The 23,613-nt window shown below is 42.9% G+C and carries 19 protein-coding genes, 1 pseudogene and 1 riboswitch; of the genes and pseudogenes, 16 read left to right on the top strand and 4 right to left on the bottom strand.

Translation table 11 applies throughout. The features are described from left to right. Positions 1-42: 42 nt before the first annotated feature. A complete protein-coding gene (locus tag AB5706_RS19235) occupies positions 43-210 on the bottom strand; it encodes a hypothetical protein (RefSeq protein WP_173770701.1) in 168 nt (55 codons plus the stop codon). 107 nt (positions 211-317) lie between these two features. Between AB5706_RS19235 and AB5706_RS19230 the strand changes: the two genes are divergently transcribed. Next, entirely contained in the window at positions 318-515 is a 198-nt protein-coding gene (locus tag AB5706_RS19230) for a hypothetical protein (protein WP_237963159.1), read from the top strand. Between the two features lie 74 nt (positions 516-589). Beyond that, positions 590-680: riboswitch (cyclic di-GMP riboswitch) on the top strand. 78 nt (positions 681-758) lie between these two features. Here AB5706_RS19230 and AB5706_RS19225 read toward each other — a convergent pair. Further along, a pseudogene (locus AB5706_RS19225) lies at positions 759-893 on the bottom strand (DUF6783 domain-containing protein); the annotation flags it as partial. Positions 894-948: 55 nt separating this feature from the next. Here AB5706_RS19225 and AB5706_RS19220 point away from each other — a divergent pair. From AB5706_RS19220 to AB5706_RS19210, 3 genes are all read left to right on the top strand, one after another. Then, positions 949-4,167 carry a hybrid sensor histidine kinase/response regulator gene (locus AB5706_RS19220; protein ID WP_118577792.1) on the top strand — a complete coding sequence of 1,073 codons (3,219 nt, stop codon included), beginning with the start codon at positions 949-951 and terminating at the stop codon, positions 4,165-4,167. A gap of 241 nt (positions 4,168-4,408) precedes the next feature. Continuing rightward, positions 4,409-5,164, top strand: coding sequence for a tRNA threonylcarbamoyladenosine dehydratase (locus tag AB5706_RS19215; protein ID WP_148461155.1), 756 nt, complete (start codon positions 4,409-4,411; stop codon positions 5,162-5,164). A 134-nt stretch (positions 5,165-5,298) separates the two neighbouring features. Beyond that, the gene (locus AB5706_RS19210; RefSeq protein WP_226815623.1) at positions 5,299-6,021 is read left to right on the top strand and encodes a LytR/AlgR family response regulator transcription factor; all 723 of its coding nucleotides are present in this window, start codon (positions 5,299-5,301) and stop codon (positions 6,019-6,021) included. Here the strand turns inward: AB5706_RS19210 and AB5706_RS19205 are convergent. Both AB5706_RS19205 and AB5706_RS19200 read right to left on the bottom strand, forming a co-directional pair. After that, on the bottom strand, positions 5,996-6,262 hold the full coding sequence (locus AB5706_RS19205; RefSeq protein WP_334284952.1) for a DUF6783 domain-containing protein: 267 nt from the start codon (positions 6,260-6,262) through the stop codon (positions 5,996-5,998). The two genes, AB5706_RS19210 and AB5706_RS19205, sit on opposite strands and share 26 nt — an antisense overlap. An 11-nt stretch (positions 6,263-6,273) precedes the next feature. Further along, positions 6,274-7,509, bottom strand: a complete 1,236-nt coding sequence (locus AB5706_RS19200) for a nucleotide sugar dehydrogenase (protein ID WP_148461157.1) — start codon at positions 7,507-7,509, stop codon at positions 6,274-6,276. A 246-nt stretch (positions 7,510-7,755) separates the two neighbouring features. On the opposite strand from AB5706_RS19200, the gene bsh reads away from it, so the two are divergent. The 12 genes from bsh (at position 7,756) to AB5706_RS19140 (ending at position 23,550) form a co-directional block, all read left to right on the top strand. Then, positions 7,756-8,730: a choloylglycine hydrolase gene (gene bsh, locus AB5706_RS19195; protein WP_148461158.1), complete on the top strand. Its 975-nt coding sequence runs from the start codon at positions 7,756-7,758 to the stop codon at positions 8,728-8,730. A gap of 199 nt (positions 8,731-8,929) precedes the next feature. After that, positions 8,930-11,203 carry an endopeptidase La gene (gene lon / locus AB5706_RS19190; protein WP_148461159.1) on the top strand — a complete coding sequence of 758 codons (2,274 nt, stop codon included), beginning with the start codon at positions 8,930-8,932 and terminating at the stop codon, positions 11,201-11,203. Positions 11,204-11,434: 231 nt separating this feature from the next. After that, entirely contained in the window at positions 11,435-13,063 is a 1,629-nt protein-coding gene (locus AB5706_RS19185) for a DUF1002 domain-containing protein (protein WP_173770700.1), read from the top strand. Between the two features lie 347 nt (positions 13,064-13,410). Continuing rightward, complete coding sequence (locus AB5706_RS19180) at positions 13,411-14,022, top strand: ECF transporter S component (RefSeq protein ID WP_118577788.1); 612 nt, start codon at positions 13,411-13,413, stop codon at positions 14,020-14,022. Between the two features lie 316 nt (positions 14,023-14,338). Beyond that, the gene (locus AB5706_RS19175; protein ID WP_148461162.1) at positions 14,339-15,541 is read left to right on the top strand and encodes a class I SAM-dependent rRNA methyltransferase; all 1,203 of its coding nucleotides are present in this window, start codon (positions 14,339-14,341) and stop codon (positions 15,539-15,541) included. Between the two features lie 141 nt (positions 15,542-15,682). Beyond that, positions 15,683-16,096, top strand: coding sequence for a TFIIB-type zinc ribbon-containing protein (locus AB5706_RS19170; RefSeq protein ID WP_118577786.1), 414 nt, complete (start codon positions 15,683-15,685; stop codon positions 16,094-16,096). A gap of 1 nt (position 16,097) precedes the next feature. Continuing rightward, complete coding sequence (locus AB5706_RS19165) at positions 16,098-16,952, top strand: DUF5685 family protein (protein ID WP_173773179.1); 855 nt, start codon at positions 16,098-16,100, stop codon at positions 16,950-16,952. Then, positions 16,936-17,595, top strand: a complete 660-nt coding sequence (locus AB5706_RS19160; protein WP_173773178.1) for a J domain-containing protein — start codon at positions 16,936-16,938, stop codon at positions 17,593-17,595. Before AB5706_RS19165 ends, AB5706_RS19160 begins: the two co-directional genes overlap by 17 nt. Positions 17,596-17,877: 282 nt before the next feature. After that, entirely contained in the window at positions 17,878-18,864 is a 987-nt protein-coding gene (locus tag AB5706_RS19155) for a diaminopimelate dehydrogenase (RefSeq protein WP_148461163.1), read from the top strand. A 310-nt stretch (positions 18,865-19,174) separates the two neighbouring features. Beyond that, positions 19,175-20,695 carry an N-acetylmuramoyl-L-alanine amidase family protein gene (locus AB5706_RS19150; RefSeq protein WP_148461164.1) on the top strand — a complete coding sequence of 507 codons (1,521 nt, stop codon included), beginning with the start codon at positions 19,175-19,177 and terminating at the stop codon, positions 20,693-20,695. Between the two features lie 283 nt (positions 20,696-20,978). Further along, positions 20,979-22,334: a C40 family peptidase gene (locus AB5706_RS19145; protein WP_148461165.1), complete on the top strand. Its 1,356-nt coding sequence runs from the start codon at positions 20,979-20,981 to the stop codon at positions 22,332-22,334. 169 nt (positions 22,335-22,503) lie between these two features. Then, positions 22,504-23,550: a GDSL-type esterase/lipase family protein gene (locus AB5706_RS19140; RefSeq protein WP_368366271.1), complete on the top strand. Its 1,047-nt coding sequence runs from the start codon at positions 22,504-22,506 to the stop codon at positions 23,548-23,550. Positions 23,551-23,613: the final 63 nt, after the last annotated feature.

Below are 23,613 nucleotides of genomic sequence, written 5' to 3'. Positions count from 1 at the left end.
CTAATGTCAATACACTGTCATTATATAAGGCACATAAATTTGCTAAAATGCATCAAAATCCATCTGCGTAGCGATCTGCGCATAGCCTTTGTACTCATCATTGCTGCTTTCTGCGTACATGTCGTTCACCATCCCAATCGTAAGAAGATCCAGATCCCGGCTGGAGATTCCGAGCTGTACGCAGCGAAGCAGAAACAAGGGTGTGGTCATCGGGCGGTCAGTTGCGTGAAGTTTTTTTTAGATTCCACATCCGTCTGGACATTCCATAGATTGAACAGGTGATCCGTACCGGGACAGCAGACATCGGAGAAAAGTATTTGGCTGTAATCCGTAAGGCTGCCAGTGATTACACAAGAGAAATTTTTCATAAGCTGAGAGAACGGGAATACAATCCGGAGCTGATGCGTTTATATGTAGTTGTTGGTGGTGGCTGCATGATTCAGAACTTCGGGGAATATGACAAAGACAGAGTAACGATTGTGCGAGACATCTTCGACTTTGCGAATGGTTCATAAACACAGATTTTCTATCAAAATATTATTGACGCATCGGAAACTTCATGGTATTTTATTTTTGATGAAAAATGGGAATTATTTAAAGGCAAACTTGCTGAAAGGCAGGGACGCAAAGCCAGAAGGGGCTAAAGTCAGAAAGTCTGACCATGTCAGCCGGTTGCTGCTGTTTCCATATATAGAAAAGACGTGAGAACGGAAGCGATTCCGATACCTTTTATACTATATGTATATGGATGTGTGAGTTTAAAAAGATGTAGCAGGGACACTGGCAGGATGTTTGTCAGGTGTCCTTTTTATATGCCAAAATATGTACGAGAACTTGCCGGAGCATGTTCTGGAGCGTGGTTGAAAAAGCATTCCTACAATCTGCGCGCCACATTTTGCAGAAAGCCTTTTTCAAACACGCATCAAACAGAGTGAGGGTTTTTATAAAATGTTATATAAGGAAAATTATGAGGATAAAATATATTCTTTAAACAAGACGGTACCTGGACAAACACAGGATTTATCACAGGCAATACAGAAAACACTGGAAAATAATGGCGGGGTAGGTATGTTGACCGGATATTATGACCAAAATCTGTCTATTCTGTCTGTGAGTAATCTGCTGCTACATAGTATAGGACATACGTTCGATTCTTTTATGAAGCAGACAAAAGGCTCATTGAAGAATTTTTTTTACGGCAAGGATATAAGTATATTGGATCGAGACCGTTTTTTGCAGATCCACGGAGCCGGGGAAGCGCAGATCCTTACAGCGGACGGTACAGTGAATAATGTACGGCTTTATAAAGAGGATGCGACAGATGAAGCAGGCAGACAGATCTGGATTATGTCCGTACAGGTCAACTGGGATCATGTAAATCTGGCACTGATCAATGAGGCTATCTGTTCCGGCTTCTGGTATTTTGACTGTGACGAAAACAGTGAGATTGTGAATGCAAACTGGAGCCATGAGTTCCGAAAAATGCTTGGCTATCATGATACTCTGGATTTTCCGAATAAACTGGAATCCTGGTCAGATCTTCTGCATCCACAGGATAAAGAAAGAGTAATGATGCAGCTTCAGGCGGCAATTGCGGATAAGACGAATCAGGTAAAATACCAGGTAGAGTACCGTATGAGAATGAAGGATCATCAGTACCAGTGGTTTCGGGCATCAGCAGAAGTAATACGCCGGCTGGATGGTTCTGCCAGCAGGATTGCCGGGATTTTTATTAATATTGATGCGGAAAAAAAAGAAATTATGCAGGCACAAAAGTCAGCAGCTTTCCACCGTGCCTTTACGAAAACAGATCTGTGCGAATATTATGTTAACCTGGAAGCAAACACATTTGATACCTTTAAGGTTGAACCGTCCCTGATGACTGTTTTTGAACAGAGTCATACATGGGATGAACTGATCCGGCATTTTGTGGATTCCTATGTTGTGGAAACAGATAAGAAGGCAGTATCTGCTTTTTATGATCGTGGCTATATTGCGGAAAAACTGAAGGGTCTGGAAACCGAATTGTCTTTGGAGTGCCGAATCACTCTGAAGGGAGAAGAACGATGGGTCCGTAATGTGATCATACGTGGCGAGATAGAGGATTCAGAATATGCCATGATTTTTCTGCGGGATATTACGGAGGCAAAGGTAGAGAGCGCACGGCATCTGCAGATGGCAGCGGATAATGCTTCCATGGAGCAGCTGATTCAGAGCATAGTGCGTCTGGTTGACCGTTTTGTTGTCTGTGATCTGGAAAATGACAGATATGAATTCTACAATCTGAATGGACAGATGATATATAAACCTCTGGGCTTCTATCATGATTTTCAGATGCAGGTTCTTGAAAAGTATAAGACACTGGAACCGTTGGAAGCTATAGATATTCTGATAGCCCCGGAAAATATCCGGGAAAATCTGAAAAGCGAAAATGATATTTATAAGTTTGAGTATTGCAGCCTGGATGAAAAGACTTATAAAATCGCTTCTTATATTCCCTTGGAATGGAAGAATGGAAAGCTGGAAAAGGTATTGCTGGCATCCATGGATGTGACACAGGAGAAGAAAGCAGAGATTGAATCCCGTCAGGCACTGAAAGAGGCTTACCGGTCCGCAGAAAATGCAAATCGTGCAAAAACAGAATTCCTTTCCAATATGTCCCATGATATCCGGACACCGATGAATGCCATTGTGGGTCTGACAGCAATCGCCGGAGCAAATATTGAGAGTCAGGACAGAGTTATTGAATGTCTCAGCAAGATTACAGAATCAAGCCGTCATCTGCTTGGGTTGATCAATGAAGTGCTGGATATGGCACGTATTGAAAGTGGAAAAATGACACTGGCACAGGAAGATTTCAATCTGTCAGAATTGGTGGATAATCTTATTACACTTACGCGACCGGTGCTTGATGAACATAAACATAATTTTGATATACACATTAATCATATTGAACATGAGGATGTCTGCGGTGACAGTCTGAGGATTCAGCAGGTATTTGTGAATCTGATGAGTAATGCGATCAAGTATACACCGGATGGCGGGAATATTACTTTTTCCATAGAGGAAAAGCCAAATGGATTTTCGGAGCTTGGATGCTATGAATTTACGATTGAGGATAATGGAATCGGTATGTCGCCGGAATTCCAGAAAATCATGTTTGATCCCTTCAGCCGCGCAGATGACCATCGGACAACCAGAGTTCAGGGAACTGGTCTGGGAATGGCAATCAGCAGAAATATTGTAAATCTGATGAATGGTAATATTAAAGTGGACAGCACCTTACACAAGGGAACTAAAATTACGGTAACAATTTATCTTGAACTTCAGGAAAAAGAGAAAGAAAAGGATGAAAATCTGATGAATTTGCCGGTTCTGGTTGTGGATGATGATAAGACATGCTGTGAAAGTACAGTTGCGACATTGAAGGAGATTGGAATTACAGGCGAATGGGTCCTCTCCGGCAGAGAAGCCGTTGAGCGCTGCTATGCACGTCATGAGTTAAAAAATGATTACTTTGCTGTTATTTTGGACTGGAAGATGCCGGATATGGATGGCATAGAAACTGCCAGACAGATTCGGAAACGGATAGGGAAGGAGATTACCATCATTGTACTGACATCTTATGAGTTCAGCGAGATTGAAGAAGATGCAAAGGCAGCAGGTGTAGATGCTTTTATTGCAAAACCGTTATTCCGTTCCAGGCTGACCGCTACACTGCGGCAGTTTGTTTCTGACAAAAAAGAAAAAACAGCAAGGAATTATCTGGAGAATCTGTCAGAAGCAGATTACACAGGAAAAAGGATTCTGCTGGTCGAGGATAATGAGTTAAACAGAGAAATTGCAGTGGAAATCCTGCAGATGACAGGGGCAGAAGTTGAGACAGCCGAAAATGGAAAAATTGCAGTTGAAAAAGTGGAGGTTTCTCCAAAAGACCGGTATGACCTTATTTTTATGGATATCCAAATGCCTGTTCTGAATGGTTATCAGGCAACCGCAGCAATTAGAAGCCTCCCCGGTGAAAAAGGAGAACTGCCAATTGTTGCCATGACTGCCAATGCTTTTGCAGAAGATGTACAGCTGGCAAAAAATACAGGTATGAACGGACATATCGCAAAGCCGCTGGATATGAATAAGCTGAGTGATGTTTTGAAAAAATGGCTGTAATGATACTGCGAACGGAGTGAACAGGAACGCTGTAATTTATTTATGTGTAGGCGAAAAAATAATTGACAGAAAAACACAGTCATTATAAAATATTTCCGAAAGGTAATGTGGACAAAAGTCTGGGTGGATAAGCTTCCCAGGCTTTTTATGTGAAGATAGAACAGACCGCAGTTTTCTTATTGAAAGAGAAATGTCTGTTTGAAAGTCTGTTGCCTGTCTTTCATTGAGGAGAGAAAAATTTATGTTAAATCAGTTTTCAAGAACCCAGCTTCTTCTTGGAGAAGAGGGGATGAAGAAGCTTGCCGGTGCCAGAGTGGCAGTATTTGGAATCGGCGGTGTTGGCGGATATGTGTGTGAGGCGTTGGTGAGAAGCGGGGTAGGTGCTTTTGACCTGATCGATGACGATAAGGTATGCCTTACGAATCTGAACCGCCAGATCATAGCAACGCGAAAAACAGTGGGAAAATACAAGACGGATGTTATGAAAGAGCGTATGCTGGAAATCAATCCGGACGTGAAGGTGGAGACACATAAGTGTTTTTTTCTGCCGGAGAATGCAGACGATTTTCCATTTGAAGAATATGATTATATTGTAGATGCAGTAGATACCGTTACTGCAAAAATCTCCCTTGTCATGAAGGCGAAGGAGAAAGGGGTTCCGATCATCAGTTCTATGGGTGCCGGAAACAAACTGGATGCAAGCCAGTTTAAAGTTGCGGACATTTATAAGACTAAGGTCTGCCCTCTTGCCAAGGTTATGCGCCGCGAACTGAAGAAACGTGGCGTCCGTAAGCTGAAAGTGGTTTATTCCGAGGAAATCCCTACAAGACCGATAGAGGATATGTCCATCAGCTGCAGAACCCACTGTATCTGCCCGCCAGGTGCCAAGCACAAATGTACAGAGCGTCGTGATATTCCGGGAAGCGTAGCATTTGTGCCGTCTGTTGCAGGACTGATCATTGCCGGAGAGGTTGTGAAGGATCTTTGCAAGCCTTGAAAGATCCCACAAAGTGGGGAGTGCAGGTAATTGAGGATTATGCTCTGAAACGTGACGATTATGCAGATTTCTCCCCGAGAGGGAACGTTGTGTTATAATAAACTAGTCAAGTACAAGGAGGCTTTGGGAGAGCTTTGGTAAACAGAATTGCCATATGTGACGACGTGGAAGTTGAGCGTTTTGTGCTGAAGCGTCAGTTGATGGTGTACTTTCAGACAAATGGCAGGGAGGCGCAGATCCAGGAATATGAATCTGGAGAGAGCCTCCTTGCAGACATTGAAGAGGGCTATATATGGCCAGATCTGATTTTTCTTGATATTTATATGGGCGATCTGAATGGAATGGACACGGCACGGAAGCTGCGTGACCTGGGAGTAAAAGCGCCTATTGTATTTCTGACTGCTTCACCTGATTTTGCGCTTGAAAGTTATGAGGTAGAAGCATCCGGCTATCTTCTGAAACCTGCAGAAGAGAAGCAGACCACAGCAATTTTAAACAGACTGCTGAAGTCTGAGCTTCGCAGGCGGATTTCAGTGAAATGCAGAAGACAGTATCGTTATCCTTTCGTGGATGAAATTTTATACCTGGAAAGTGACCGCCATACAGTAACCTTACATATGCTGGATGGTTCGGTGCTTGAAACTGCGGAAAAACTTGGGAATCTTGAGAAAAAGATAGAGGATCCCCGTTTTTTGCGTTGCCACCAAAGCTTTCTGGTAAATATGGATCACATTACAGATGTAGAAGAGGAGTTTTTACTCCGAAATGGAGAACGGGTTCCCATTCGCGTGAGAGGACGTAAGGATGTGCTGGATGCTTATAATCACTATTTCAGGATAAAGTCATCCGGCAATTGAAAGAGAGCAATTGCCAGTATGGTGAATAAAAAACGGATTTCATAGACAACAGGCAGGAAACACAGTGATTAAACGGAGCTATTGCTCTCTTGATCGCTATGTTTCCTGCCTGTTTTTGTATGGTGCAGATTGCGGTATATTTTGCTCGAATTCGACCTACGCAGCCCGCTGCGGCGCCCTCATCCGGGCAAAATCTCCCACAAATTGTGATGTACATCTTGCGGAAGCCTTTTTTAGACACGCTTTCGTTTCTTAATCCCTGGAAAACAGATCCCTTGTATAAACCTTTTTCTTCACATCGTCCAGGACCTTGTCATAACGGTTCGCCAGAATACACAGGCTTTTTTCTTTAAACTCTTCCAGATTATTTACAACCTTGCTGCCAAAAAATGTGGAACCGTTTTCCAAATTGGGCTCATAGATGATGACAGTGGCGCCTTTTGCCTTGATCCGTTTCATAACACCCTGAATGCTGCTTTGCCGGAAATTATCGGAATTACTCTTCATAGTGAGGCGGTAGACGCCGATAACCACTTCTTTTTCCAGGCTTGACTGATAAAGGTTGTCCTCATTGTAGTTGTAATAGCCGGCTTTTTGCAGTACCTGATCAGCAATAAAATCCTTTCGGGTACGGTTGCTTTCCACGATTGCGGACATCATATTCTGAGGAACGTCGTTGTAATTGGCAAGAAGCTGTTTGGTGTCCTTAGGCAGGCAGTAGCCGCCGTAGCCAAAGGAAGGATTATTGTAATGAGTTCCGATCCGGGGATCCAGACAGACTCCATTGATAATATCGCGGGTGTTCAGCCCCTTCATTTCCGCGTAAGTATCCAGCTCATTAAAATAGGAAACACGAAGTGCCAGATAGGTGTTGGCAAAAAGTTTTACAGCTTCTGCTTCCGTATATCCCATGAACAAGGTGTCGATATTTTCTTTAAGAGCACCCTCCTGAAGAAGTGCTGCAAAAGTATGAGCTGCTTCTCTGGTGTGTTCATCACAGGAGACAATGATCCTGCTTGGGTAAAGATTGTCGTACAGGGCCTTGGACTCTCGGAGAAATTCCGGGCTGAAAATAATATTGTTATTGTGAAGCTTCTTTCGGATAGATTCTGTGTAGCCTACAGGAATCGTAGATTTGATCACAATTGTGGCAGCAGGATTCACCCTTGTGACCAGGCTTAGTACAGCTTCAACAGCGGAAGTGTCGAAATGATTTTTCCTGCTGTCATAGTTGGTGGGGGTGGCCACTACCACAAAATCAGCCTCTGCGTAGGCGGATTCTCCGTCTGAGGTGGCCGTAAGATCCAGTTCCTTTTCCGACAGGTATTTTTCGATATATTCATCTTGGATTGGAGATTTCTTCTGGTTTATCAAAGCAATCTTCTCCGGAATTATGTCAACTGCAACAACATGATTATGCTGAGCCAGCAGTACAGAAATAGAAAGCCCTACATATCCGGTACCTGCGACTGCAATAGATTTATTCATGGTAAGTTCCTTTCTTAAAAAAGTGTGAAATCGGGAAAAAAGAGTTTAAATTTTCACAGTTTGTGCTACAATATATAACACTAATGATGAACCGTTCATGCACAATTTTTATAAATAATAACATGACAGACTGGAAAATACAACGCCTTGGGAACTTTTTGGAATATGCAGATTACAGAACGTTACCAGTGAACAGTAATACAGAACTGACTTTTAAACAGTCTCTGATGAATGGAGGAACAGAATATGTGTACAGCAGCAACCTATAAAACAAAGGATTTCTATTTTGGAAGAACTCTGGATTATGAGATTTCCTATGGAGACCAGGTAGTGATCACGCCTAGAAATTATGTATTTGACTTAAGAGAAGGCGGTCAGCTGAAAAATCATTATGCCATGATCGGAATGGCATGTGTTATGGAGAACTATCCTCTGTATTATGATGCGGTCAATGAGAAAGGTCTTGGAATCGCCGGCCTTAATTTCGTTGGAAATGCCAGCTACAAGAAGCCTGTAGAGGGGAAAGACAATATCACTCAGTTCGAACTGATCCCATGGATTCTGGGAAAATGTGCTACAGTGAAAGAAGCACGCCAGCTTCTTAAGAATATGAACCTGATTGACACCCCATTTCTTCCTGATCTGCCAGTTGCGCAGCTGCACTGGATTATTGCGGACAAAGAGGAATGTATTACCCTGGAGTCGTTGGAAGAGGGAATGAAAATATATGATAATCCAGTAGGTGTCCTCACAAACAATCCGCCCTTTAACTATCAGATGTTTAATCTGAACAATTATATGCAGCTGGCTGTGGAAAACCGCAGTAACACTTTTTCAGAAAATCTGGAACTGAATCAGTACAGCCGGGGAATGGGTGGCATGGGACTGCCGGGAGATCTCTCCTCCCAGTCAAGATTTGTGCGGGTGGCCTTTGTAAAAATGAATTCTCTGTCCGGGGATTCAGAAGAAGAAAGTGTAAGCCAGTTTTTCCACATTCTTGGCAGCGTAGACCAGCAGAGGGGCTGCTGCAAGCTGGGAGAAGACAAGTATGAGATTACGCTATATACTTCCTGCTGTAATACGGATAAGGGAATTTACTATTATAATACTTACGACAACCACCAGATCAGTGCTGTGGATATGCACAAGGCGGACCTGGAAGGTGAGAAGCTTTATACCTATGCGCCCATAAAAGGGGAACAGATCAGAATGCAAAATTAGCTCCCGTTTCGAAATAAATGTTTCAAAAAACTACCATGTTCCAGAAAGAATGTTCGATTCTTATTGCAAAATTTTAATTTAGTGCTATAATGAACTATCATAGATTCAGATGGCGAATTCATATGAGTTCGCCATTTTCTATAGAATAAATCTGGCACTCATATTAAAGGAGTGCTAACAATACAAGGAGGAAACATGTATGATTACAATACCAGTTTATGAACTTCTTCTTTTACCGGAAGTTACATTTTTCTTTAAAAAAGATATGTTTCCGGAAGGCAGAATTAAAGAACAGAATATCGGAGAAGAAATTCTCTTCGTTTTACAGAAGAAAGAAATAGCCCCAGAGGAAATTTCCATGGAAAATATTTTTCCAGTGGGCGTGATGGGAATCATTGAGAATATAGACGAGGAAGGCAGCGTCAAGATTACTACCAGAAAAAGAGTGCAGGTGACTCATGTAGAATATACTGACGGCATGGTTCAGGCAGAAGCGGTAGATCTTCCGGATATCCAGGATATCTCCCCGGAAGAAGAAAAGGAGAAATTTGATAAGATCAAGAAAGAACTGATGGATTTTGCAAAAGGCTTTCAGTGGGGCGTCTGGGTACGCAGCATGATCTACCATTGGAAAAGCTATCCGGAAGCCGTCAGTGCCCTGGCTGGTTACATGAGCCTTTCCTGGGAAGAAAAATACCATATGATCGAGGTGGATTCCAGGAAAGAACGCATGCATCTGATGGAAGAGGCTGTCTATGAGCTGATGGAGATTTTCCGTGTCAGTGAGGAAGCTGAGACTGCGCAGAAGAACTCCAATGAGAAAGTTTACCGGGAGTCCGCTATCCGGAAGCAGATCGAATTTCTTCAGCAGCAGCTGGACGAAATGCATCCGGAGAATATTTCTGATGTGCGCCGTTTCCAGAAGAAAATCCAGGAATCCGGCATGAATGAGGAAGCACGCAAAGAAGCTGAAAAGGTGCTGAACCGCATGAAGCAGGAAGGAAAAGACAGCCATGAGTATGGTATGCTGTATGATTATCTGGACTTTGCTACAAGTCTTTCCTGGAAGACAGAGGAACCTGCTGAAATTGATTTGAACGAGGCAGAAGAAATCCTGAATGAAGACCATTATGGGTTGAAAAAAGTAAAAGAGCGAATTATCCAGCAGCTTGCTGTTATGGCTCTTAATAAGAAACAGTCTGGTTCCATTTTATTGTTTGTAGGTGCGCCTGGAACTGGAAAAACCAGTATCGGACAGAGTATTGCCCGTGCGCTTCACCGTAAATACGTGCGTATCAGTCTTGGTGGAATCCGTGATGAAGCGGAAATTCGAGGACACAGAAGAACCTACATAGGTGCTATGCCAGGCAGGATTATGGAAGGAATGAAGAGAAGCGGAGCTGCAAATCCGGTTATGGTACTGGATGAGGTGGACAAGCTCGCCAAAGATTACGGCGGTGATCCGGCAAGTGCTCTTCTGGAAGTGCTGGATCCGGAGCAGAACGGAAGCTTTACAGACCATTATATGAATGTTCCTTATGATCTTTCCAATGTGCTTTTTGTGTGTACAGCCAATTCCACCGATACCATTCCTGAGCCATTGCTCAATCGTATGGAAGTAATCCAGTTTCCTGGATATACTGCAGTAGAGAAGTTTCAGATCGCGAGACGTCATCTTTTGCCGAAAGCAATGAAGAGCATGGGAATCAAAGCCCAGAATCTGAAGGTGACAGATGAGGCAATCCGCCGCATTATTGAAGAGTATACAGCGGAGGCTGGTGTCCGCGGACTGAAGAAGCAGATGGATGTGTTATGCAGATATGCAGCTGTGAAGCTGGTAAAGGGTGAGCAGAAGAGCATTACGGTAAGTGAGAAGCGTGTAGCAGAATTTTTGGGACATGGAATTCATCATGAGAAGATTCTGGAAAACCCAGTGCCTGGAGTTGTAACCGGTCTTGCCTGGACCAGTGCTGGTGGAGAAATCCTTTTTATCGAAACTTCTTTTACAAAAGGCGATGGAAAGGTGATCATTACCGGACAGCTTGGAGATGTGATGAAAGAGTCCGCCCAGATTGCCATTACTCTTGTGAAGTCCCTCTATCCGGAATTTGCAGATAAATTCAAGGAAAATGATCTTCACATCCATGTGCCGGCAGGAGCAGTTCCCAAGGATGGCCCATCAGCAGGCATCACGCTGGTAACTGCATTATCCTCTCTGGTGACAGGAAAGCCTGCACCAGCAGAAATAGCAATGACAGGAGAAGTTTCCCTTCGCGGCGGTGTTATGCCTATTGGCGGATTGCCGGAGAAGCTGATGGCTGCCCAAAGAGCTGGCGTAAAGCATGTGTTTATTCCATATGAGAATATGGATGATCTTGATGATGTGGCCGATGAGGTAAAAGAGAAGCTTGAGATTACACCAGTTAAGACCGTGCAGGAGGTTCTGGATTACTGTTTACAGCCTGCACGGTAACAGGCTCTGGAAAAGCTGCTGATATAATAATTTTTTTACCAAAACATATTTTCAGGTTCAAAGAGAGAATTAACAATTAAAATTACAAAAACTATAAGAAGTATGTTATAATAAGTGTACTAAATGAAACAACTGCAAAGACAGAAGTGCAGTGCATGGAAGCCGTTACAGAGTATGAGGCTTTCATTAAAGATCAGATTATAACCCAGACAGAAAGTTGGAGGAAAAGTTATGAAGAAAGGCAAATTATTAGCTACGCTACTCTGCAGCGCATCAATGGTTATGGGAAGCATGGTTCCCACAGTACCGGCTATGGCAGATGCTATGAAGGTTGTTACACTTGGCGCAGATCTTTCAGATGAGCAGAAGAACACCATGCTGAAATATTTTAAAGTAGATTCCAGCCAGGTACAGATTATCTACGTTACCAATCAGGATGAGAGGGATCACTTAAGTTCCTATGTTCCGCTGGAGCAGATTGGTACAAGAACAGTGAGCTGCGCTTATGTGAAGCCTACCACATCCGGTGGCATCAAGGTTCGTACCGCCAATTTGAACTGGGTTACCTGCAATATGATTGCAAGTTCCCTTTCCACATCTGGTGTTACCAACTGTGAGGTTGTTGCTGCATGCCCATTCGAGGTATCCGGTACAGGAGCACTGACTGGTATCCAGATGGCATATGAGACTGCCAGTGGACAGAAGCTTGACGAGACCAAGAAGGAGCTTGCTACTGAGGAGATGGTAGTTACAGGTAATCTTGCTGATTCTGTAGGACAGAATGACGCTACCACTGTTATTAACCAGGCGAAAATGCAGGTTATTGCAGACAATGTTCAGAATGCAGATGATATCTACAATATTGTCGTAAATATCTCCAATAATAACAATGTAACTCTTACAGATGATGAGATTAATACCATCGTAAACCTGCTTCAGCAGATTTCCCAGCAGGACTATGATTACTCTGAGATGCAGGAAACTCTGGAGCGTGTAAATGACAATGTAACAGGAAAGGCAGAGGAGAGCAGTGATTCATCAGATGATGAGGACAGTATTGTGGATAATGTAGACCAGAGTGCTCTTGGTGACAATGTTATCGAGAGTTCTACAGAGGATCCGGGACTTGCTGAGGAGACTGGAGCTGCAGACGAATCCGGTGAAGAATCCTGGGAAGAATTTCCGGCTTCTGATGATTCCGGCGAGAACACAGATGGAAGTACAGATGAGCCAGCTGATGGTGACATCAGTGAAGTTGGCGGAACAGATACTGGTGATGGCAGTGATTCTTCCGAAGAGATCACAGATATATCCCAGCTGAATACAGATTTCCTTGGCGATGATGCGAAAGCGAAATTTGAAAAAGCGAAGACCTTCTGTCAAGGAGAGTACAGCGGTGATGAGGATGCTCTTTACGAAGTAATGGGAGATGATGCTGCAGTTACTGTAACACTTGATTCTGACACAGCCAACAAGCTTTCCATCAAAGTTCTTCAGAAATACCTTGGTATCCTTGGAAATGGTGCTGTTTCCTATCAGGAGGATGGAACTGAGAAATACATTACACCAGAACTGAATATGCTGGATAAAGAGATGAAGAAACTTTTCGGCATTGATGTGATCGATGATGGTGAGTCTTCTGAGGATATTGATGTTCTTGGCGATGCAGTATCTTCTGATGATAAAGATACCCTGTATAAAGATACTATGAAGTTCTTTGAGAAACTTTATGGTGAGAGTTCAGAATCCAGTGATTCAGCTGACGGCTCTGAAAATGTGACAACAGATGAAAGTGCTACAGATGAAGTAGGCGATGAGTCTTATGACGAGACTATTGATGAAGAGTCCTACGAAGAATAACAGACCTGAATTCGGAAGAATACTGTTGAATAGTATGTGTTGATGCTCCAGGAGATGACATGTCTGCTGGTGGAAAAGGTACAGAAACTGATATCCAGTGGGATATTGGGGACTGTACCTTTTTTTGCAGAAAATAACTGTCCTCTTAAAAATAATCAAAACTGTCTATTGAAGACATACCAGTATCTCGCTATGATAAGTGCTAATTAGATACTGCAGTATAAAAAGCAGTGATTAAACAGGAAACATTGGAGCTTGTTTGAGAAATCATTCCTGCAACTTGTGAGGCACATCTTGCAGAATGTTTTTCAATATGTACCAGGTTTCCGGGAAAGAGAGAGAAACCTATGAACAAACAGAATTCTACCATTATGAAACTTGCAGAGACTGCACTTCTTGCAGCACTTTGCTATGTATCTTTTACATTTTTGCAGATTAAGATTCCGGTACCGGGTGGAGATGCTACTTCTCTTCACATCGGAAATACCTTCTGCGTGCTTGGAGCTCTGCTTCTTGGCGGTTGGTACGGCGGTCTTGCTGGTTCTATTGGAATGACTATTGCAGACCTTATGGATCCGGTTTACATTACAGGAGCACCCAAGACTTTTGTCCTGAAGCTTTGCATCGGTCTTATAACAGGTCTTGTAGCCCACAAGATTGCAAAGATCAATGAGACGAACGACAAGAAATACGTATTCAAATGGAGTCTGATCGCTTCCATTGCAGGTCTTGCTTTTAATGTGATCGCAGATCCCATCGTTGGCTATTTCTACAAACAGTACATTCTTGGTCAGCCCCAGGAAGTAGCGAGCATCCTTGCAAAATTAAGCGCCGGTGCTACATTTGTAAATGCAATTGTATCTACAATCCTGGTTGTGATTATTTACAATGCAGTTCGTCCAGCCCTTATTAAGGCAAATCTGATTCATGTATATGTAACTGCAGCGAATGCGAAATAAGAAGAAAATAACCATCTGGAAAAGTCAGAATATAAGATAAGTGAAAGCTCTGGAATGTCTGAACCGTGTACCGCCATTGAAAGTCAGATTTAGAATCTGACGATAGGAAGCGAGTTCAGGCAGTCCGGAGTTTTTTTGTGTTGTTAATGAGACTGAGATGTCTGTTAAAAAAAGAAGATGAATGGCTGGCAGTTTATAAAATTTTAAGATTAGTGAAATTTTTATGACTTTTTCTCAGAACCCCTGGAAACACTGGCAAATTGAGAAATTGTGTGCTACAATGTTACCTAAATCGCAAAAGCAAAGGAGTAGTGCTATGAGTCTGGCAGTAGTAACCCTGAAAAAGGGAGAAGGACGTCTTTTGAAATCCGGCGGAATGTGGATTTTTGATAATGAAGTAGCTTCTATTATGGGAAGCTTTGTAAATGGAGATATTGTACTGGTTCATGATTTTGACGGATATCCTCTGGGAAGAGGATTCATCAATACGAATTCCAGGATTGTGGTACGTCTTCTTTCAAGAGATGAGAATACTGTGATCGATGAGGAATTTTTTGAGAAAAGAGTGCGGGATGCATGGGAGTATCGTAAGAAAGTAACGGATACTTCAAGCTGTCGCGTGATCTTCGGAGAGGCAGATTTTCTGCCGGGTTTTATTGTGGACAAGTTTTCTGATGTGCTGGTGGTACAGTCCCTTGCACTTGGAATCGACCGTTATAAAGAGATGCTGGTGGAACTTCTGAAGAAAGTTCTGGCAGAGGATGGTATCCGGATCTGCGGCGTTTACGAGAGAAGTGACGTGAAAGTACGTAAGCAGGAGGGAATGGAGCCATATAAGGGCTTTATTGGTGAAGAGTTCCCTACTTTGGTTGAAATTGTGGAAAATGGTGTAAAATATCAGGTGGATGTAAAAGACGGTCAGAAGACAGGATTTTTCCTGGATCAGAAATACAATCGTCTGGCAATCCAGAAGCTTTGCAGGAATGCCAGAGTTCTGGACTGTTTTACCCATACTGGTTCTTTTGCTTTAAATGCAGGATATGCAGGAGCGAAAGAAGTAACTGGTGTGGATGCTTCACAGCTTGCAGTTGATCAGGCTACAGCCAATGCAGCTTTAAACGGACTTTCTGATTCTGTAAAATTTATCTGTGAGGACGTCTTCGATCTTCTTCCGAAACTGGAAGAGAAAGGCGAGAAATATGACGTGGTGATTCTGGATCCACCTGCATTTACCAAGTCAAGAAGCTCTGTTAAGAATGCAGTGAAAGGCTATCGTGAGATCAATCTTCGTGCCATGAAGCTGGTGAAAGACGGCGGTTTCCTTGCAACCTGTTCCTGTTCACATTTTATGGATTACCAGCTTTTTACCCAGACCATCGGGCAGGCTGCCAGAAATGTGCATAAACGTCTCCGTCAGGTAGAATATCGCACCCAGGCACCAGATCATCCGATCTTATGGTCTGCTGATGAATCTTATTATCTGAAATTTTACATTTTTCAAGTCTGCAGCGACAGATAGGAAAAGACGGAATGATTGCTGGTTGTTTTGTGAACCATAATAGTGAATGTACAGAATCAGGGATAGGGAAATAATATAATAACAAAAGAGCGACAGAAACTTATTCCAGGAAGATAAGTTCACAAGAAAGAAGGTATTTTATTGAAAGAAAAATTTATGAGATTTATGCAGGGACGCAACGGAGTGGATCAGTTTGCAAGATTCACTATGGGAGTGGCACTGGCTGCTATTGTGCTCACCTTATTTACTGGGACCAGAAGTGGAATTGGCGCATTTTTGGATCTGTTTGGAATGGCTGCCATTGTTTATACTTATTTCAGGATTTTTTCCAAAAATATTTCCAAACGTTATCAGGAGAATCAGAAGTATCTTCAGATGACAGATAAGTTAAGAGCCCGTTTCCAGAAAGAGAAGCGAATGATGAGCCAGCGCAAGGACTATCATATTTATAGCTGTCCTGGCTGCGGTCAGAAAATCCGTATCCCCAGAGGCGGATTTAAGAAAGTGGAGATTGAATGTCCCAAGTGTCATACCAAATTTATAAAGAGGCGCTGATATGTTTGGATATATTGTAATGAACAGGCCGGAGATTAAGATGAAGGATTTTGACATGTACAGATCCTTTTACTGCGGACTCTGCAGGGAACTGCGTGAGAAATACGGGATATCCGGCCAGATTACATTAAGCTATGATATGACTTTTGTGATCCTGCTTCTTTCCGGCCTTTATGAGCCAAAGACGTACAAGGGTACTACCAGATGCATTCTTCATCCTGTGAGAAAACAGCCGGTTCGAAAGAATGTGATGACAGAATACTGTGCAGACATGAATATACTTTTAACTTATTATAAATGTCTGGATGACTGGAACGATGACAGGAAATATGTGAAGCTTGGTTACGCCAGGCTTCTTGAGGGGAAAAATAACCGTCTGTTAAAACTTTATCCGGATAAGGCGAAGCGGATTGTCGAACTTCTGGATGCGCTTTCCGCTTTGGAGAAACAGGGAGAGACAGATATAGACAGAATGTCCGGGATTTTCGGGCATATTATGGAGGAGATTCTTGCTTACAGGCAGGATGCGTGGGAGAAAAGCCTTCGAAGAATTGGCTTTTATCTTGGCAAATTCATCTATCTTCTGGATGCATATGATGATGTGGAAGAAGATGTGAAAAATAAAGATTACAATCCTTTCGCAGAAAAATATACAATGGAAGGGTTTGAAGGGGAAGTACGCCAGATCCTTATGATGATGATGGCAGAAACCTGCAGAGAATTCGAGAAGCTTCCTATTATTAAATATGGGGATATTCTTCGGAACATTTTATATTCCGGTGTGTGGTGCCGCTTCGAGGAAGTGAGCAGGAGACGCAGGGAAGAACGGGAGAAAGAACATGTTGGATCCATATAGCGTACTGGGAGTTTCCAGAAATGCAACAGATGAAGAAATAAAGAAGGCATACAGAAAGTTAAGCCGGAAGTACCATCCGGATGCGAATATTAACAATCCAAACAAGGATCAGGCAGAAGAGAAGTTTAAGGAAGTACAGCAGGCATATGAGCAGATCATGAGAGAACGCGAGTATGGAAGCAGTGGTGAATCTTCCGGCGGATACGGTGGTTATGGATATGGAGGGTTTGGCGGTTTTGGAGGACAGCAGCGCCAGAGTACTTACGAAGATGAAGAGAGTGTGCGCAGACGTGCAGCAGCTAATTTTGTTCAGAGCGGACATTATCAGGAGGCTATGAATGTGTTGAATTCCCTTTCCCAGAAGAATGGAGAATGGTATTATATTTCCTCCATGGCGAACATGGGAATGGGGAATAATGTAAAAGCGCTGGAGCATATTCGTGAAGCTGTGCGCCAGGAACCGAATAATCAGCAGTACCGTATGCTCCTGAACCGGATGGAGGGCGGCGGAAGCTGGTATGAGACACAGCAGGGACCGTTTGGAGGAATGCCGGTGGCAGGAGATGATATGTGTCTGAAGCTTTGTCTGGCGAATGCGCTATGTGGAATGTGCTGTCCGGGAAGCGGAGTGCTGTGCTGTTGATAAAGTAGAAGTTTATGATACTGTACCGTGGTGAAAGATGCCATTGTACAGTATTCTTTTTTTTGAGGTGTTTTGATGTTACCAGAGAAACGGAATCTTTGAATGACAGATTTTGTTAAAAATCAATTGACAAGAAAACTCGCACGTATTAAACTGTTAAAGCGTGAAATAGATATAGATACCGCAGACGTGAAGCATCTGACGTTCGTATGGGATGGGGGCTGCCTGACCATTTGTGGGGATTGTGCATCTGGCGTGCGGTAGTATAGGAGGAATCAGATAATGAGTATTCGTATTGGTATTCTGGGATATGGTAACCTGGGACGTGGCGTAGAATGTGCGATCAAACACAATCCTGATATGGAACTGGTGGGAGTTTTTACCCGCCGTGCTCCTGAAAGTGTTAAAATTCTGACAGAGACAGCGAAGGTATATTCTGTAGATGATGCTGAGAAGATGAAAGACCAGATTGATGTTATGATTCTTTGCGGCGGAAGTGCTACTGACCTGCCAGAGCAGACACCTAAGTATGCCCAGTGGTTCAATGTGGTAGACAGCTTTGATACCCATAAGAGAATCCCAGAACATTTTGCAAATGTGGACAAAGCAGCTTCTGAGAGCGGTCATGTTGGAATTATTTCTGTAGGCTGGGATCCGGGAATGTTTTCTCTGAACCGCATGTATGCAAATGCAATCCTGACAAACGGCAAGGATTACACATTCTGGGGAAAAGGCGTAAGTCAGGGACATTCTGATGCAATCCGCCGTATCAAAGGAGTAAAGGATGGCAAACAGTACACCATCCCAGTTGAGTCTGCTCTGGAAGCAGTAAGAAGCGGAAAGAATCCGGAGCTTACTACAAGAGAGAAACATACCAGAGAGTGTTTCGTAGTAGCTGAAGAAGGCGCTGATCTTGCAAGGATTGAGAATGAGATCAAGACTATGCCGAACTACTTTGATGAATACGATACCACAGTACATTTTATTTCCGAAGAGGAACTGAAACGTGACCACAGCGGAATTCCGCACGGTGGATTTGTAATCCGCACAGGCAAGACTGGCTGGAACGATGAGAATAGCCATGTGATCGAATATAGCCTGAAACTGGATTCCAATCCGGAATTTACTTCTTCTGTAATCATTGCATATGCAAGAGCTGCATACCGCATGAACCAGGAAGGACAGAATGGCTGCAAGACGGTATTTGATGTAGCACCTGCTTACTTAAGCGCTCTGAGCGGAGAAGAATTAAGAAAACATCTGTTATAATTACTTTATAACAGAAATATTACAGAATTTATAAAAGGACAGTTCTTTCACATTGTGTGGGGCTGTTCTTTTTTTATGGAAAATACCTTTGAAAACATTGCTTTTAAAGAGAAAATAATACGAAAATATTGTGAAAACTTTACAGAGTTTTACTTTCGGGTTGACGATAGATGGAAACTGTAATATAATGAGCTACATAAAGCTGTAACAACTTTGTAAAAACTTGAAGATGATAATAACAGGGGTTGTGTTTGCTGGACAGCAGTATTACCTGTGGACAGCAACAGATTAATTAAAAAGGAAGGTAAGTATGCAAAACAAATGTAAAAAATTCAGACTTTGGAGTATCCTGCTGCTGGTAATGCTTATGGCAGCCGGTTTTACATGCCATAGTACATCAAGAGATGTACAGGCTGCCACGAAGAATGGATTCCGTACAGTAAAAGGGAAAACATACTACTATAAAAACGGCAAGAAAGTCAAAGGATGGCTTACCCTGAACGGTAAGAAATATTATTTTAATAAATCTACCGGTGTTCAGGTGAAAGGCTGGGTGAAAGATAAAAAGGGCAGAAAGCGTTATTTCACAAGCAAAGCAGGTGTTATGGTAACTGGATGGCTTTCCAATTCCAAGGGACAGCGCCGTTACTTTGCACCGTCAACCGGATACATGAAGAAAAAGTGGCTGAAGCTTGGCGGAAAGACCTATTACCTTTACGCGAAATCAGGCGTTGCAGCTACCGGTTTTGTAAAGGACAGCAAAGGAAATATCCGCTATTTTTCCAAAACGGGAATTATGGCCACAGGCTGGCTGACTAGCTCATCAGGAGTGAAGCGGTATTTTGACACTACATCGAAAACTGCTACCAATGGAATCATGGCAGTTGGATTTAAGACAATTAATAATGTTACCTATTATTTCTACAGCGGCTCCGGAGCTATGGCGACGGGCTGGGTGGAGAATACAGACAAGGGTACAAAGTACTATTTTGATCCTACTACAGGCGCGATGTACACAGGCACACAGACTATTGATGGTGTTACATATACATTTTCCAGTACTGGTGTATGTCAGGGAGAGAAGAAGGATGATCCTTCTCCGAATGGAAATACAGGAAATAAGACCATCAAGAATTATCTTGCAGGAGCACTTTTACCTGTTGGAAAAGCACTTTACGTATGGGGCGGCGGATGGAATGATTCCACAAGAAAGGGTCTCAGCGATACCATGACCAGCTGGTATAATAAATGGTCAGCGAATCCATCCAGTTATGATTACAATAATTACCGTGATCTTTCTACTTCCAATCGTGCGAAAGGATTTGACTGTTCAGGCTTTGTAGGCTGGTCTGCTTATCAGGTAATGCAGACACAGTCCGGTGTAGGATATGGATACACAGTGGTTTCAGGTGAAATTGGAAGCTATTACAAGGGGAAAGGCTGGGGATCAATCGTAAATCAGTCTTATCTGTCACAGAATGGATGGGAGCTGAAGCCTGGCGATATCGGATACAATGATGGTCATACATGGATCGTTCTTGGACAGTGCAGTGATAAGAGTGTTGTTATCATTCATTCCACTCCGCAGGCAGGTGTCCAGATTTCCGGAACTACCACACCTACGGGAAGCTATTCCAGTGAGGCTGCAGCCCTTGCGAAGAAGTATATGTCCTTGTATTCCGGATACAGCATCTTCAACTATCATCCATCCGTTGGAAACTATATCCGAAATGGAAACTATCTGAGATGGAATGGAGATACACTTTCCGATCCGGATGGTTATTATAATATGACAGCAGACCAGATTTTGTACGATCTGTTTGGAAAATAATGGTTAAGTAATATACAAGAGAGAATCAGTGAAAATACTGGTTCTCTTTTTATGTAACAGCGGAAATCTTTGAATTCCCCCTCTGTTGCACAAACACGCTCTGTGTTCTCTTATTTAGACAAATGTATTACGAAATGTTACAAAGTTTTAAAATTTATTGCGATTTAGGGTTGAAATCTTTGCGAGAGTGTGCTAATATGTAGCAAGATTGAATGAAATGTTGCAAACATATTACAAATTGAGCTTTTTAGATTATCAAAAAGATTAACGAGGGTGATGAAACATGAAGAAAAGAATTGTATGTCTGACACTGGCAATTTTAATGTGCGGCTCACAGGTTGTAAGCGTAATGGCTGACCGTGAGAGCGATTTAAGAGAAGAGCAGGCCTGGACAAGCCAGCAGCTGGATGCTACATACGCACGCATGAGTGCCCTGTGGGATCAGAAGCAGCAGCTTGAGAGCCAGATCGAATCTTTGAATTCTGATCTTGTAAATGTAATGGTTTCCATTCAGACTCTTGAGAGTGATATCGCTTCCAAGGAAGCAGAAATTGAGAAAACACAGGGTGACCTGACCAAGGCTCAGAATGCCAAGGATAAACAGTACGGCGCCATGAAGAAACGTATTCAGTATCTTTATGAAAAAGGTGGAAACAATGCATGGTTCCAGATGATGTTAAATGCAGATAACCTTGCAGACCTTCTTACCAGAGCTGAGTATACACAGCAGATGTATGAGCAGGACAGAGAGAGCCTTCAGAAATATGCTAGAACGATTGAGGAGGTTCAGAAGTTAGAAGATCAGTATGAGCAGGAGAAAGCTGATTTTGAGACCATGAAGGAAGAATATGAGGCTCAGCAGTCTAACCTTCAGTATCAGTTGGATGTAACCCGTGCGAACAGTGCTGATTGCGAGAATGAGATCGCATACGCACAGCAGCAGGCTACTGAGTATGCGAACCTTCTGGAACAGCAGCAGGCAGAAATTGAGCAGCTTGAGGCAGAACGTATTGCAGCAGAAGAAGAGGCAAGACGTCAGGCAGAGGCAGAGGCCGCAGCGGCTGCAGCAGCACAGGAAGCAGCTCAGAACGGAGATAATTCCTCAGAAGAGGTTCAGTATGATGAAGATGGAAATGTTGTAAGTGGTTCTTCTGATGGATCTTCTGATTATGAATATGATGAGTATGGTAATGTAATTGATACTGACAATACAGTTGATTACAATTCCGATGCAAACAGCTCCGACAGTTCCTCAGATAGTTCTTCTGACAGTTCATCAGCCAGCAGTTCTTCAGGTTCCGGCTCTTCTGTTGTATCCTATGCAACACAGTTTGTTGGAAACCCATATGTATGGGGTGGAACAAGCCTTACCAGTGGTGCTGACTGCTCTGGCTTTGTGCAGAGTGTATATGCAAACTTTGGCGTAAGTCTTCCAAGAACATCTTATGAGCAGCAGAATGCCGGATATGAAGTATCCTATGCAGATGCTCAGCCAGGCGACCTGATCTGCTATGGCGGACATGTTGCAATCTATATGGGAAATGGACAGATCGTACATGCATCCAATGCCAGAGATGGCATCAAGGTCAGCGATAATGCTGCATACAGAACGATTACTTCTGTAAGACGTCTTGTGTAATCTGAATAAATGAATTTGTGAGCCCTTTCCGGAGATGAAAATCCGGAAGGGGCTTTTTACTGAAAATAATGTGGAAAAGCAAAGAAAAAAGAAGTATAGTAAGAATAAAAGTATTGTCTGAAAATCGTAACATAAATATTTCGTATAGCCAGATGAGAGGTGGAGAAAAATGCTTAGCCATTATCAGATGAAGGAAATTCCATATTTAAGAATATTAGGAAGAACGAATGGCAGTCTGGAACCGGTAACACTATTTTGGACCGCTTCCGGAATTGAACTGAATGTAAAAGCAACAGAAATATGGGTGAAAATCCGCTCCGATTATGATGTTTTTGAGCCATGGGTGGATGTGATCGTAGACGGCCTATTGTCCCAACGGCTTATGGTAAATAAGGGAGAACAGAAAATCTGCCTTTTCCGTAATATGGAAAGGGATAAGGTAAGAAATGTAAAGCTTCTTCGTGATACCCCTGTGTTTCCTACAGATGAAAAAACATTGCTTCAGCTGCTGGAGGTTGAAACTGACGGTGAGTTCTTACCTCTTGAAACACCGAAGCTCAGATTGGAAGTAATAGGGGACAGCATTACCTCTGGTGAGGGCGGCAGCGGTGCAGGAGAAGAAATGACATGGAATTCCTTTTGCTTCAATGCCGTGGATAATTATGCATATATGGCGGCAAAAGAACTGGGCGCGGTGTACAATTGCATCAGTCAGAGCGGCTGGGGTGTTTTCTGTTCCTGGGAAGGCAATGAGCAGCAGGCAATCCCGCTATATTATGAGCAGGTATGCGGTCTTTTAAATGGAGAAAGAAACAAACAACTGGGTGCTATGGAAAAATGGGATTTCCAGAAGTTTCAGCCTGATGTAATCGTAGTGAATCTGGGGACAAACGACGGCAGCGGCACGAAGAATATGGACAGGGTTGGAAAGGCTGTGGAAGACTTTTTGAGGAAACTGCGCGTATGTAATCCGGAAAGCTATATTCTGTGGTGTTATGGAATGCTTGGAGCTGAGATTTTGCCAACGCTTGAGAAAGCAGTGGGGAATTATAAAAGAAAAACAGGGGATAAGCGCGTGGAATTTGTGAAGCTTCCGGATACACAGGAAGGAGAATTTGGATCAAGGCAGCACCCTGGGCACAGATCTCATGAAAGAACAGCGAAAATCCTGGTGGAGAAGATTCAGGAAAAAATGACGCTGCTGGTCACGCCGTGACTAGCAACATCTGGTTGATAAAAAAATAACAAAAAATCCTTTCGAAGGGTTGACAAAGACAGT

Source organism: Ruminococcus sp. RTP21484sp1_RTP21277st1_D2_RTP21277_210401 (assembly GCF_040924225.1).
In the GTDB taxonomy this organism is placed as follows: Bacteria; Bacillota; Clostridia; order Lachnospirales; family Lachnospiraceae; genus Blautia_A; species Blautia_A faecis.
Note: the sequence above shows the minus strand (reverse complement) of the source record. Positions and strands in the feature narration are given on the sequence as shown.

What these genes read in the sequence shown, in the direction of transcription:
- AB5706_RS19140 (WP_368366271.1), top strand. Translation starts at nt 22,504, where the DNA reads ATGCTTAGCCATTATCAGATGAAGGAAATTCCATATTTAAGAATATTA.
- AB5706_RS19145 (WP_148461165.1), top strand. Translation starts at nt 20,979, where the DNA reads ATGAAGAAAAGAATTGTATGTCTGACACTGGCAATTTTAATGTGCGGC.
- AB5706_RS19220 (WP_118577792.1), top strand. Translation starts at nt 949, where the DNA reads ATGTTATATAAGGAAAATTATGAGGATAAAATATATTCTTTAAACAAG.
- AB5706_RS19150 (WP_148461164.1), top strand. Translation starts at nt 19,175, where the DNA reads ATGCAAAACAAATGTAAAAAATTCAGACTTTGGAGTATCCTGCTGCTG.
- bsh (WP_148461158.1), top strand. Translation starts at nt 7,756, where the DNA reads ATGTGTACAGCAGCAACCTATAAAACAAAGGATTTCTATTTTGGAAGA.
- AB5706_RS19200 (WP_148461157.1), bottom strand. Translation starts at nt 7,509, where the DNA reads ATGAATAAATCTATTGCAGTCGCAGGTACCGGATATGTAGGGCTTTCT.
- AB5706_RS19180 (WP_118577788.1), top strand. Translation starts at nt 13,411, where the DNA reads ATGAACAAACAGAATTCTACCATTATGAAACTTGCAGAGACTGCACTT.
- AB5706_RS19165 (WP_173773179.1), top strand. Translation starts at nt 16,098, where the DNA reads ATGTTTGGATATATTGTAATGAACAGGCCGGAGATTAAGATGAAGGAT.
- AB5706_RS19160 (WP_173773178.1), top strand. Translation starts at nt 16,936, where the DNA reads ATGTTGGATCCATATAGCGTACTGGGAGTTTCCAGAAATGCAACAGAT.
- AB5706_RS19185 (WP_173770700.1), top strand. Translation starts at nt 11,435, where the DNA reads ATGAAGAAAGGCAAATTATTAGCTACGCTACTCTGCAGCGCATCAATG.
- lon (WP_148461159.1), top strand. Translation starts at nt 8,930, where the DNA reads ATGATTACAATACCAGTTTATGAACTTCTTCTTTTACCGGAAGTTACA.
- AB5706_RS19215 (WP_148461155.1), top strand. Translation starts at nt 4,409, where the DNA reads ATGTTAAATCAGTTTTCAAGAACCCAGCTTCTTCTTGGAGAAGAGGGG.
- AB5706_RS19235 (WP_173770701.1), bottom strand. Translation starts at nt 210, where the DNA reads ATGACCACACCCTTGTTTCTGCTTCGCTGCGTACAGCTCGGAATCTCC.
- AB5706_RS19155 (WP_148461163.1), top strand. Translation starts at nt 17,878, where the DNA reads ATGAGTATTCGTATTGGTATTCTGGGATATGGTAACCTGGGACGTGGC.
- AB5706_RS19175 (WP_148461162.1), top strand. Translation starts at nt 14,339, where the DNA reads ATGAGTCTGGCAGTAGTAACCCTGAAAAAGGGAGAAGGACGTCTTTTG.